Origin of the sequence: Shewanella jiangmenensis (genome assembly GCF_018596335.1) — a bacterium.
Lineage (GTDB): Bacteria > Pseudomonadota > Gammaproteobacteria > Enterobacterales > Shewanellaceae > Shewanella > Shewanella jiangmenensis.
Genome location: NZ_JAHEPS010000004.1, coordinates 19184 through 31206, shown reverse-complemented (window position 1 = coordinate 31206; position 12023 = coordinate 19184). Strand labels below are relative to the sequence as shown.

10 protein-coding genes are annotated in these 12023 nt (G+C 57.9%); all 10 read right to left on the bottom strand.

Features of this window, described 5'->3' with window-relative positions; all coding sequences use genetic code 11:
• Positions 1 to 17: 17 nt before the first annotated feature.
• Complete coding sequence (locus tag KJI95_RS11080) at positions 18 to 2891, bottom strand: molybdopterin-dependent oxidoreductase (protein ID WP_214507270.1); 2874 nt, start codon at positions 2889 to 2891, stop codon at positions 18 to 20.
• A 12-nt stretch (positions 2892 to 2903) separates the two neighbouring features.
• The gene (locus KJI95_RS11075; RefSeq protein WP_214507269.1) at positions 2904 to 3098 is read right to left on the bottom strand and encodes a formate dehydrogenase; all 195 of its coding nucleotides are present in this window, start codon (positions 3096 to 3098) and stop codon (positions 2904 to 2906) included.
• Between the two features lie 416 nt (positions 3099 to 3514).
• A complete protein-coding gene (locus KJI95_RS11070; RefSeq protein WP_214507268.1) occupies positions 3515 to 4531 on the bottom strand; it encodes a formate dehydrogenase subunit gamma in 1017 nt (338 codons plus the stop codon).
• A gap of 62 nt (positions 4532 to 4593) precedes the next feature.
• Positions 4594 to 5190, bottom strand: a complete 597-nt coding sequence (gene fdh3B / locus KJI95_RS11065) for a formate dehydrogenase FDH3 subunit beta (RefSeq protein WP_214507267.1) — start codon at positions 5188 to 5190, stop codon at positions 4594 to 4596.
• Positions 5191 to 5217: 27 nt separating this feature from the next.
• The gene (locus KJI95_RS11060) at positions 5218 to 8067 is read right to left on the bottom strand and encodes a formate dehydrogenase subunit alpha (RefSeq protein WP_214507266.1); all 2850 of its coding nucleotides are present in this window, start codon (positions 8065 to 8067) and stop codon (positions 5218 to 5220) included.
• 23 nt (positions 8068 to 8090) lie between these two features.
• Positions 8091 to 8288: a formate dehydrogenase gene (locus KJI95_RS11055; protein ID WP_214507265.1), complete on the bottom strand. Its 198-nt coding sequence runs from the start codon at positions 8286 to 8288 to the stop codon at positions 8091 to 8093.
• A 78-nt stretch (positions 8289 to 8366) separates the two neighbouring features.
• On the bottom strand, positions 8367 to 9035 hold the full coding sequence (locus tag KJI95_RS11050) for a TorD/DmsD family molecular chaperone (RefSeq protein WP_214507264.1): 669 nt from the start codon (positions 9033 to 9035) through the stop codon (positions 8367 to 8369).
• 10 nt (positions 9036 to 9045) lie between these two features.
• The gene (locus KJI95_RS11045; RefSeq protein ID WP_214507632.1) at positions 9046 to 10710 is read right to left on the bottom strand and encodes a 4Fe-4S binding protein; all 1665 of its coding nucleotides are present in this window, start codon (positions 10708 to 10710) and stop codon (positions 9046 to 9048) included.
• A 155-nt stretch (positions 10711 to 10865) separates the two neighbouring features.
• Positions 10866 to 11465 (bottom strand): DUF3306 domain-containing protein, encoded by a 600-nt coding sequence (locus KJI95_RS11040; protein WP_214507263.1) that lies wholly within the window; start codon positions 11463 to 11465, stop codon positions 10866 to 10868.
• The gene (locus KJI95_RS11035; RefSeq protein ID WP_214507262.1) at positions 11465 to 11923 is read right to left on the bottom strand and encodes a DUF3305 domain-containing protein; all 459 of its coding nucleotides are present in this window, start codon (positions 11921 to 11923) and stop codon (positions 11465 to 11467) included. Before KJI95_RS11035 ends, KJI95_RS11040 begins: the two co-directional genes overlap by 1 nt.
• Positions 11924 to 12023 lie beyond the last annotated feature (100 nt).

The following is a 12023-nucleotide window of genomic DNA, read 5'->3' as shown; positions in this document are numbered from 1 at the left end:
CTCCTCGATTACCGCGCTTAGGCCTTAGCTATCTGACACAGGGACACCTTGGTCTCCTGCATCTGGGTCACAGGGTCGTAACCATAGGTCAGCGCGGTGTTGGCAGACTCACCCACCACATAGGGCTTGGTGCTTATGCCACCGGATTCGGGGTATTGCAGGTCTTCGCCATGCATCACGCCGGCAAAGTGGTAAGGCATAAAGGTCACGCCCGGGTTCACCCTTGGGGTCACCATGGCCTTGATGCGAATACGTCCACCCTCGGCGCCTTCCAGCCACACGGTATCGCCATTGCGAATACCACGGTCGGCGGCATCGGCCGGGTTGATCTCGACAAACATCTCCTGCTGCAGCTCAGCGAGCCACGGGTTGGAGCGGGACTCTTCACCACCACCTTCGTATTCCACCAGACGACCTGAAGTCATGATGAGCGGATACTTCTTGTCGAGGTTGTCGGCCACTACCTTGTCCTGAATGGTCTTGAACAGGGTTGGCAGACGGTGCACCTGCATATCGTCGTGGGTTGGGTACTTGGCGATCAGATCGCGGCGCGGGGTGTACAGCGGCTCACGGTGAGTCGGGATCTCATCCGGGAAGGTCCACACGCGGCAGCGGGCCTTGGCGTTACCGTAAGGCACCATGTTGTGGGCCAGCGCCACACGCACAATGCCGCCGCCAAGGTCGGTCGACCAGGTACGGCCTTCGGCGAGTTTCTTCTCGTCTTCGGTCAGTTCATCCCACCAGCCAAGCTGCTTGAGCATGTCGGCATTGAACTCTGGGTAGCCGTCCTGAATGTCGGCATCTTTGGAGAAGGAGCCGTCGGCCAGCAGGCTTTCGCCCTGATATTCCACCCCGAAGCGGGCACGGAAGTTACCGCCGCCCTGATTCACGTTCATGCCGGTGCGGTAGAGGATTTGGGTGCCCGGGTGCTTCTGCTCCGGCAAGCCCCAACATGGCCATGGCAGACCATAGGTTTCGCCCTTGTTGACGCCACCGGCGGCTTCGAGGGTTTCGTTGGAGAAGTCGCCCCAGTTCATGGTGTGGGCCTTGATGCGCTCTGGCGACCAACCTGTGTAACCGATGGAGCGCATACCGCGGGTGTATTCGCGCATCACGCTTTCTGGCACTGGACGGTTGTTTTTCACCTCGATGTTCTTGGTCCAGACATCGGCAATGCCAACGTGTTTGGCCAGCAGGTACATGATTTCCATGTCGCGCTTGGAGTCGAACATGGGCTCAACCACCTGCTGACGCCACTGGGCGCTGCGGCCTGAGTTGTTGACCGAGCCTTCGCCTTCAAACACGGTGGCGGCAGGCAGCAGGTACACGCCGTCGGTGCGGCGGTGCAGTACACCGGCGATGGTTGGGTAAGGGTCAACCACCACCACGGTTTCCAGCTTGTCGAGCGCGTCACGCACTTCCATCTGGCGGGTTTCGGTATTCACCGACTGACCCCAGAAGAAGGCCAGACGCAGGTTGTCTTTCTGGGCCAGCTTGGATTTGTCTTCCAGCACGCCATCCTGCCAGCGCGAGCAGGGAATACCCGGGGTGGTCATAGGGTCACGGCCAAGGTACTGCCTGGCATCGAAGCGGGCTTTTACCTCATCAAACGGCAGATCCCACACGCGGGACCAGTGCTGCCAGGCACCTGTAGTCACGCCGTAGTAACCGGGCAGGTTGTCGAACAGCAGGCCCATGTCGGTGGCGCCCTGCACGTTGTCGTGGCCACGGAAAATGTTGGTACCGCCGCCCTGAATCCCCATGTTGCCGAGGATCAGCTGCAGAATGGAGTAAATACGGGTGTTGGCGTTACCCACAGTGTGCTGGGTACCACCCATACACCAGATAACGGTGCCGGGTTTGTGCTCGGCCATGTGCTTTGCGGCCTTGTATACGGCTTCTTTGGATACGCCGGTAACGTTTTCCACTTCATCCGGGGTCCAGCGCTTTACTTCTTCGCGGATTTTCTCGATGCCGAATACGCGCTGGCGGATAAACTCTTTATCTTCCCAGCCGTTTTCGAAGATGTGCCACATCAGGCCGTAAACCAGCGGAATGTCGGTACCGGGGCGCAGTGGCAGGTGCACATGGGCATGGGCCGCAGTGCGTGAGAAACGTGGGTCAGCCACGGTAATTGTGGCGCCGCGCTCTTTGGCGGTAAGGATATGCTGCATCGCCACCGGGTGCGCCTCGGCGGGGTTGGCACCAATCAGGAAGATATTTTTGGCGTTACGGATATCGTTGAACGAGTTGGTTTGCGCACCATAGCCCCAGGTGTTGGCCACACCGGCTACAGTGGTAGAGTGACAAATACGGGCCGAGTGGTCGACGTTGTTGGTGCCCCACATAGCAGCCAGTTTGCGGTACATGTAGGCCGCTTCGTTGGAGAACTTGGCGCTGCCCATGAAGTACACTGAGTCTGAACCGGATTCTTCACGGATTTTCAGCATCTTGTCGCCGATTTCGCTGACGGCTTGCTCCCAGCTCAGCTTCTTCCACTTGCCGCCTTCAAGCTTCATCGGGTATTTCACCCGCTTGTCGGAATGGGTGTGATAACGCAGCGCGGCGCCTTTGGCACAGTGGCCACCGGCGTTGAATGGGTGGTCGAAGGCTGGCTCATGGCCGGTCCAGACACCATTTTGTACTTCGGCATACAGACCACAGCCCACGGCGCAGGCACTACACACGGTACGTTTGATTTCGATAGGCGCATCATGTGGGACAGATACGGTTTTGGCTTCGGCGCGGCGGATCATGCCGGTGCCCAGCATAGAAGCAGCGGCAATGCCACCGGTGGCAATACCGGCGGTTTTCAAAAACTGACGGCGGCTCATGCCGAGCGGCTTGGCCTCAGTCTTGGCGGCCTGATTGGAGGAACGGGTAAGTTTCATCACTGACTCCTTTTACTCGCCGCGCAGGCTGGCGTAATAACGGCGGACATGATCGGTTTCACGATAGCCCGTGCCTTGTGGCTGGGCTGGCGCAGCGGGTTTTGCCGCAGCATGGCCTGTGGCCAGCACGGCGCTTCCGGCCACGCTGCCCAAGGCCACTGCCTTGAGAAACGCCCGGCGTCCGGCGCTGTTGGGGGTTTTGTTCATATTGGCTCCTGAATTCGTCAGCGCAGCTGACTCACCCTGTTAACAAAAATCACGACTATTGTTGTAAAACCCACTTTTATTAGTGAGTTAGGTAATTTTCGCCGCCACTGTAGCCGCGCGCGTACACGCAGGAGTTGATCTGGCGCAGTGTTGTGGTTCTGAGCAAAGACTCAACTTGCGCTTCTGTTAACAAACGCAAGAAACCGGCAAAAAATTGCAGGTGTAACGTTTTGATTCAAAAGTTAAATGTGGTTAATTTTGTAGCCGGAATGTGATTCTGGGATGGGGGCTACAGCGGCAGGATTGCCGCAGGATATGGGCAAAATTGAACATTGCAGGGATAGCCACTGAGCAACTAGAGATGGGAATAAAAAAGGCCCAGTCAAAACTGGGCCTTTTAAGCACGAGACTAAGCGTCAGTCTTTATATTTCAGGCTGCCGTTAGCCTTCATTTCGTCGTACCAGAGATTGTGGTGCTGGATAGCCCAGTTTTCATCACAGTAACCGGACTTCATACACTCCATACCGCCTTCGCTGAGCACGGTTGCCATCCAGATATGCACTATGGTGAAGGCGATGATGATGATAGCGCTGATGGCATGCACCAACAGCGCGGCCATCGAGGCCTCACGCGGCAAATCCAGACCCGGCAACACCAGCATCAGGCCGCTGACACTGATAAACAGACCGAAGATGGTCAGGGTCCAGAACCACATCTTCTCACCGGCATTGGCAAAACCGCTGTCGGGGTGCTTGCCCTTGAAGGGGCCGAAGTTGATGTAACCGCCCACCAGCAAGAACCACTTAAGGTCGTACATCTTGAAGGTTTGCAGCGGCATCCACTTCACCACACACAGGACCCACGCGGCCATAAACACAGGACCGGCGAAGTCGTGCACGGTTTTGCTGCCGTAAATCAGCGAGGCCCACAAACCGGCGCCGATATAAGGCTCCAGCACATGACGACCGAGCATGATGGTCAAGCCGGTGAAAATCAGCAGCATACAGGCAATCGCCATCACCCAGTGGATCCACAGATCCGCCTTGCTCCAGCGGGCGACCAACTTACCCGAAAAGCCGTGATGCAGCTTGGACGGGCCGTTGACCAGATAAAACAGCAGGAAGGCACCGAACACCCCCACCACTGCCAATCCCATTACCGGGGTCAGATACTGATTGCGGACTTCTTTGCCCTGATTACCGGCCACGTTAATCAGCACGCCGGCTTCGACGCCCTCGGCCGTGGTGTAACCGGATTCACCGGCTTTCACCGCGCGCCACAGGTCGGCATCGCTGGTCTTGGCGGCCTGTTGCTGGCTGGATTGCTCATCGGCGGCAAAGGCTCCGGATACGGACCCCAGCGCCAGTGCAATCGCCAACAAGGCTACAGACCAGAACTGCTGCAGTGACTTGTTGAACGCTTTGGATAACATTTTCACTCCTTTAGCGGCGACGAACTCAGGCGCTGACCCGAATTCGCCGCCACAGCTTGGCCTCAGTTAATCTCACCAGTCTGAGGGTTGTAGCCCCAGATCATGTTGGGATTGCCACGGGCGGCCATGCGCTCACGGTAGATGTTGGATACCACTTCAGCATCACCGGCGAGCAGGGCCTTGGTGGCACACAGCTCGGCGCACATAGGCAGTTTGCCTTCGGCAATTCGGTTGGCACCGTACTTCTTACGCTCGGCCTCGGAGAAGTTTTCCTCCGGACCACCGGCGCAGAAGGTGCACTTGTCCATCTTGCCGCGACTGCCAAAGGCGGTCTTTTTCGGGAACTGCGGTGCACCGAAAGGACAGGCGTAGAAGCAGTAACCACAACCGATACAGGTATCTTTGTTGTGCAGCACTATGCCGTCTTCGGTCTTGTAGAAGCAGTTCGCCGGACACACCGCCATACAGGGCGCGTCGGTGCAGTGCATACAGGCAACCGAGATTGAGGCCTCGCCGGGTTCACCATCTTTGATGGTGACCACGCGGCGACGCTGGATACCCCACTCGAGGGCGGAGTCGTTTTCGTTCTTACAGGCGGTGACACAACCGTTACACTCGATGCAGCGCTTGGTGTCACACAGGAATTTCATGACTGCCATATTGGCGTTCTCCTCATCAAGTTACGGTCAGGCTTTGCTGATTTGACACAGGCTGGACTTGGTTTCCTGCATCTGAGTCACAGGGTCGTAGCCGTAGGTCATTACTGTGTTGGCCGATTCACCCAGTACGTAAGGCACTGTGCCTTCTGGATAATTCTTCTCAAGGCTTTCACCTTCGAAGATGCCCGCAAAGTGATATGGCATGAAGCATTCACCGGCAATCACCCTTGGAGTCACCATGGCCTTAACTATGATGACCGCGCCTTCAGGGCTGTGTACCTTGACGTTGTCACCGTCGCGGATACCACGGTCGGCGGCGTCGGCAGGGTTGATTTCGATAAACATTTCCTGCTGCAGCTCGGCCAGCCACGGGTTGGAGCGGGTTTCTTCACCGCCACCTTCGTACTCAACCAGACGGCCTGAGGTCAGTGCCAGCGGGAAGTCCTTGGCAAAGTCCTTGTCCTGAATGGATTTATACAGGGTAGGCAGACGCTGAACCTGCATGTCGTCGTAGGTAGGATACTTGGCCACCAAGTCGCGACGTGGGGTATACAGCGGCTCGCGGTGCAGCGGGATATCGTCCGGGAAGGTCCACACGATACAGCGCGCCTTGGCGTTACCGTAAGGAATACAACCGTGCTTGATGGCAACGCGCTGGATACCACCGGAAATGTCGGTCTTCCAGTTTTTGCCTTCGGCGTGTTTTTTCTCATCTTCAGTCAGGTCGTCCCACCAGCCAAGCTGCTTGAGCATGTCGGCGGTAAACTCGGGGTAACCGTCCTGAATTTCAGAACCTTTTGAGTAAGAATCCACGGCCAGGATGCTGACGCCATCGTGCTCAACACCGAAACGGGCGCGGAAGTTACCGCCGCCGTCTTTCACGTGTTTGCTTGTGTCGTACAGGATCTGGGTGCCGGGGTGTTTCATCTCAGGCGTGCCCCAACATGGCCATGGCAGACCATAGGTTTCACCCTTGGCTGGGCCGCCGGGGGCGGTCAGGGTGTTCACATCGAAGGTGCCCCAGTTTTGCTGGTGCATCTTCAGACGCTCTGGGCTCTGGCCGGTGTAGCCGATGGTCCACATGCCCTTGTTGAACTCGCGGGTCACGTCTTCCACCAGTGGCTCTTCGCCATTGACCTGAATGTGCTTACAGAACTCTTTCTCGATGCCGACTTTCTTGGCCAGTTTGTACATGATCACATGGTCAGGCAGCGACTCGAACAGCGGCTCAATGACCTTATCGCGCCACTGAAGTGAGCGGTTGGAGGCCGATACTGAACCGTAGGTTTCGAACTGGGTCGAGGCGGGCAGCAGGTACACGCCATCGGTGCGCTGGTGCATGACACCGGCCATGGTTGGGAAGGGGTCAACCACTACCACAGTGTCCATCTTGTTCAGAGCTTCACGCACTTCACGGCCACGGGTTTCGGTGTTGACCGACTGACCCCAGAAGAACGCCAGACGAATGTTGTCTTTCTGGGCAATCTTGGCTTTGTCTTCCAGCACGCCGTCGTGCCAGCGCGAGCAGGGAATACCGGCGGTGGTCTGTGGCTGCTTGCCCAGGTACTCGCCCTGATCGAAGCGGGCGGCAATCCAGGCGGGATCCAGATCCCACACGTTGGCCCAGTGGCTCCAGGCGGCGCTGGTCAGGCCGTAGTAACCGGGCAGGTTGTCGAACAGCAGACCGAAGTCGGTGGCGCCCTGTACGTTATCGTGACCACGGAAGATGTTGGTGCCGCCGCCGGACACGCCCATGTTACCCAGTACCAGTTGCAGGATACTGTAAGCACGGGTGTTGGCGTTACCCACGTGGTGCTGGGTACCACCCATACACCAGACTATGGTGCCGGGCTTATGGTCGGCCAGCATTTTGGCCACTCGGTACATTTGTGCCTTGGGCACACCGGCAACCAGTTCAACTTCTTCCGGCGTCCAGCGCTTCACTTCTTCACGGATGCGTTCCATGCCGTACACACGGGTACGGATGAATTCGGTATCTTCCCATTTGTTTTCAAAGATGTGCCAAATCAGGCCATAGATGAAGGGGATGTCGGTACCGGGACGGATATGCACGTACTCGTCGGACTTAGCCGCAGTACGGGTGAAACGGGGGTCAACCACAATGATTTTGGCGCCACGCTCTTTACCAATCAGGATGTGCTGCATGGCAACCGGGTGGGCTTCAGTTGGGTTGGAGCCGATAAACAACATGCACTTGGAGTTGCGGATGTCGTTAAAGGAGTTGGTTTGCGCACCGTAGCCCCAGGTGTTGGCCACACCGGCTACTGTGGTTGAGTGACAAATACGGGCCGAGTGGTCAACGTTGTTGGTGCCCCACAGCGCGGCCAGTTTGCGGTACAGGTACGACTGTTCGTTAGAGAACTTGGCCGAGCCCATGAAGTACACGGAATCGGGGCCTGACTCTTCACGAATCTTGAGCATCTTGTCGCCCACTTCGTTGATAGCCTGTTCCCAGCTCAGTTTTTTCCACTTGCCGCCTTCAAGTTTCATTGGGTACTTGAGGCGCTTCTCGCCATGGCCGTGCTCACGCAGAGAGGCGCCTTTAGCACAGTGGCCGCCCTGGTTGAATGGGTGATCGAACGCTGGCTCCTGACCGGTCCAGACGCCATTTTGCACTTCGGCGTAAACACCACAGCCCACAGAGCAGTGGGAACAGATGGTACGCTTCACTTCGGTTGGCGCGTTGTGTGGCACGTCTTTGGCTTCGGCGCGGCGCATCATGCCGGTACCCAGCATAGAAGCGGCGGCGATACCACCGGTGGCAAAACCGGCAGACTTGAGGAACTGACGGCGATTCATGCCGAGGCTTGGCTTGTCAGCCTTGGGAGCCTCGGTGGAGGTGCGGGTTAATCGCATCTTAATCTCCTTGGTTTCTGGACTTAATTACGCAGCGTGGCGTAGTAATTGCGGATATGTTCGGTCTCGCGATACTTGTCGCTTTGCTCATCTGTGGCGGCCTCGGTGGGCGCAGCGGCAGCAGCAGTGCCGGCCACAGTGGCGGCAGCAACGGCACCACCGCCGATGGCGAGCGCCTTAAGCAGTTCACGACGACTCATTTCAGAAGCTGGCTTCTTCATGTTGTCTCCTTGTTATTATCAAATCCGGCCTGAGCCGGCGGTTTGGTTGGCGGCCGAAGCCGCCGGGTTGATTGCCTGTCAGTGCACCGCGACGGCGGCTTCGTCACTGGCAGGGGCAATATCGGCTGAGCCCGGGCAATTCACCGGAATGTTCAGGCTCAGCTGTTCAAACTCACGCGCTTCCAGGGCAAAAAATGCCTTGGCGAGCTGGGCAACCGTGGCGTAAAACGCGGCGCTCGGCGCTCTGGCAACCGTGTCGCAGAAACGCTCAATCCAGCTGCCCATGTGGCGCTGGTAAAACGCGAGCTGGCGATAGCCGGGGGCCTCAAGGATGAGCGCGCCCATCACTTCGCACAGGGCGGCCACATGATCTTCAGGCTCTTTGACGTTTTCTTCACGCTCAAAGCCCATCTGCGCCAAGTCCTGTCGCAGCAGCGCCAGCGGCGTGTCCATCAAAGAGCCGGTCATAAACCAGCTGCCGTAGGGCAGGATTTCGCCGCAGCCAACGCCAAGGAACAGCGCAAAATATTCGTCTTCCAACTGCTCGGGGCTGAACTGGCCGGCGGCCAGCTTGATGGCGGCCCAGGCCCGGGTCATGTCGTTGTCTTCGTCGGCCTCAACCTCGAGGGCCTGTAAAAAGCTCAGCAGCTCGGTTGACGGCGCACGGCGCAGCAAGGCTGCCAACAATTGGTAAATGTCGGCCCGGAACTGATCGTTTTCTGATACTTCTCGAATAGCTTGGGTCATAGCGCGTCTCTTATCTCAGTTGCTTTTCCGGATCTTGAAGAATGTCTTCAAACATGTCTTTCACACGGCAGTCGCCACACATCTTGAGTCGTTCGATGTTGGCGGAAAATGCCGAGTGCATGCCGACCATATCCAGCATCCGGTGCACCATGGATTGGGTCGCGAAAGGCGCGCCGCAGCGCACACATTCAAAGGGTTTTTCTTCCTTGAGTACCCGCGCAGCCTGACGGCTTTGTGGGTCAAAATTCACCTGAGCGCTGAGGCTGATGACTTTTTCCGGGCACGCCGCCTCACACAGGCCGCACTGCACGCAGTCCTGCTCGGTAAACAGCAGTTTGGGCTCGTCACCGCCATCTTTAAGGGCCGCAGTCGGGCAAATCGCCACGCAGGACATGCACAGGGTGCAGTTATCCTGCTTGAGATTGACCTTGCCGAAGGGCACGTTGGTCATGGGCACTGTGGTGCGCACATCGGCGGCCTGGGCATTGAGATGATCGATGGCGGCATATAGCGTGCTGCGCTTGGCGCTTGCGGAAAAACCGGCGGGCACTATCACAGGCCAGTCGAGGCTGATGTCGAGCGATGCCGACAGCGCCGTCAGTTCGGCCTCATCGATAAGGCGCACCCGCGCAGGCTGACCCATTTCGTCGAGGATACGACAGGCCAGTGCCACCTCGCCCTTCAGCATTGAGGTCAGGGTTGGTGCGGTGGCAGCGGTGTTAAGGATTAAGACTTCGCGGGCACCCCAGGCGAGCGCGGCCAGCCAGTGATCCATGGCGGCAACTGTGATTTCTTCCAGCGCCACCGGCAGCACTTCGCCGGGCAAGTCATCGTTGATTAGCGCCTGGCCTTGCGCCTGGTCGTGGAACAAAATCACCGGTGCTTCCTGGGCCTGCTCGATAAAGCGGGCCACCAGCTTATTCAAAAAGCTGTGCAGCGCCTGCGGGTTGGGCAGGTCGTAACTGATGGCGCCGGTTGGGCAGGCATTGGTGCAGCTGCCGGCGCCGTGGCACAGGTAAGGGTCGATTTCGATTTTCTTTTCAACGCTTTGAATCGCGTCGGCGGGGCAGAAATTAAGGCAGCGGTTACAGCCATTGAGGCCGTTACGGTTGTGGGCGCACAGATCTGCATTCACCTTAACGTAGCGCGGCTTGTCGAACTGGCCCACCAAATCGGGGATCTGCGCCAGCGCATCTTCCAGCTTGGCGCTGTCCTGACCTACATGAAAATAGCCCGGCGGCAGCATTTCGAGCTGGATGGCGGGCGCGATGGACAAATCCAGCACCACATCAAAATGAGGGCGGCGAATGGCGACGGTGGAAAGTTGCGCCTTTGTGCCATTGTGCTCAACCACCACCTGAAACTGGCCGAGAAAGCCCTTGATGGACACCAACTTGTTGTAGAAGCTCTCGACACTGGTGGCGGCGTTCATCACTTGCTCCAGATGGGCTTCATCCTGGCTGCTGATGTCATCAGTGGTCAGAATGGTGCAGCTCGCCATGGCGGACAATTTGTCGGCCGCGAGGCGGGCGAGATCTTCGGCACCGAGGATAAGGACATGGCCCTCGGTGGAATAGCTCACCGTTGGCGGAATAAGGTTCCCGAGTATGCGGGTTTGTGCCAGAACCTGACGGCGCACCTCGGCGTGCCCGGCTCTGTGGGTGTTTTCTGTCATGCTCACGTTGCGTTCCTGAACAGTTCTTTGGCTGTTTCTGTAAGTGAGGGCCGCCAATTTCTTGTTTATTTTGCGCTACTTGGCGCTGGCGTACCGCTCTCAATACAGCAATTCACATACCAGATTTAAGGACATTAAACTCATCTAAACTCCCCCTAAACGACCTGCGTCGGGGGCTGCTCTCCTTCTGCAGGGCCATTTTGGGACACAGCATCGGCGCCCTCAGGCAAATTGTCCGCTGGCGCTGCGACTGTGGCCGCCACGTCAGCGCTTTGTACTTCTTCAGAGGCTTCAGCGGCTTCGGTAGCCGTATCTACCACATAACGGAACACCTTTTTGGCCAGCTCCAGCGAGGCATCGGGGCTGAGCTTGGGCTGATTGGAATAATCCAGCGCATATTCAATCAGGCCATCTATCTCGTTGTACTGGGGCTGCTTCCACAGCGCGCGCAGGGCCGCAGCGCGGGTAACCGGGTCAACTTCCTGCCCCATAAAGCGGGCAAAGCTGCCACCGATTTCGATGCTTTCCGGGTCGGGCAAGGGTTCGGCCAATGCCGCCTCATCAGCTGTGGCAGCATCAGAAGCTTCGGTCGTTGCCGTGCCAGCTTCTGCAGCCGTTTCAGCAGCAGACAGGGGCTCGCTCTGCTCAGTCGCAAGATCTGGCGATTGCAGCTCGATGTCTTCGGCAGCGGCTTCGGCGGCCACCGCCTCTCGGCGCGCCTGCCAACGCCCGAACAAACCAGCGGATTCAGACATCAGGGCCTCCGTGCGTTCGCTTCGGCCAGCTCCTTGCGGCGGTTAACGTGCTTGCGGCGATGGGCGCTGATTTCCACTTCGCCGTGGTGGGTGATAAAGGCTTCAATCCAGCAGGCGATGGCCTCAGGCATCGGGCAATTGAGCACCGGGGTATCACCTTCGAGACAACCGGCGGCGACGTTTTGATCGGCGCTGATGGCAGCGGGCACCCAGGTGCCGCCTTCCAGCTCGTCGCAGACGATATAGAGCATGGGATTGTCCATATCGAGATTGAGGCGGTAGCTGGCGCGCTCATCGCGGTACAGCTCAAGCAGCACCAGGGTTGCACCGGGCACTTCGCCCTGACTGGCGGGCACCATGGCATCCAGCTCCCAGCTGGACGACAGCCAGCGGCCAACCTGCTTCTGCACTTTCTTCAGCGACACATACATGGGCCAAACGCTTTGGGTGTGTTGCATCTCTTGATTCCTCTGAGAAAAGCCGGAGTTTCAAAACCCCGACCGCGTTGCTAACCCCAGACTGCAAGAAGGGTGCCAGCGGACCGGGCGGATAAGTTTG

Bases quoted from the DNA above. Each gene is read 5' to 3' on its own strand.
- KJI95_RS11080 (WP_214507270.1), bottom strand. From the start codon at position 2,891: ATGAAACTTACCCGTTCCTCCAATCAGGCCGCCAAGACTGAGGCCAAG.
- KJI95_RS11050 (WP_214507264.1), bottom strand. From the start codon at position 9,035: ATGACCCAAGCTATTCGAGAAGTATCAGAAAACGATCAGTTCCGGGCC.
- KJI95_RS11070 (WP_214507268.1), bottom strand. From the start codon at position 4,531: ATGTTATCCAAAGCGTTCAACAAGTCACTGCAGCAGTTCTGGTCTGTA.
- KJI95_RS11035 (WP_214507262.1), bottom strand. From the start codon at position 11,923: ATGCAACACACCCAAAGCGTTTGGCCCATGTATGTGTCGCTGAAGAAA.
- KJI95_RS11045 (WP_214507632.1), bottom strand. From the start codon at position 10,710: ATGACAGAAAACACCCACAGAGCCGGGCACGCCGAGGTGCGCCGTCAG.
- KJI95_RS11060 (WP_214507266.1), bottom strand. From the start codon at position 8,067: ATGCGATTAACCCGCACCTCCACCGAGGCTCCCAAGGCTGACAAGCCA.
- fdh3B (WP_214507267.1), bottom strand. From the start codon at position 5,190: ATGGCAGTCATGAAATTCCTGTGTGACACCAAGCGCTGCATCGAGTGT.
- KJI95_RS11075 (WP_214507269.1), bottom strand. From the start codon at position 3,098: ATGAACAAAACCCCCAACAGCGCCGGACGCCGGGCGTTTCTCAAGGCA.
- KJI95_RS11040 (WP_214507263.1), bottom strand. From the start codon at position 11,465: ATGTCTGAATCCGCTGGTTTGTTCGGGCGTTGGCAGGCGCGCCGAGAG.
- KJI95_RS11055 (WP_214507265.1), bottom strand. From the start codon at position 8,288: ATGAAGAAGCCAGCTTCTGAAATGAGTCGTCGTGAACTGCTTAAGGCG.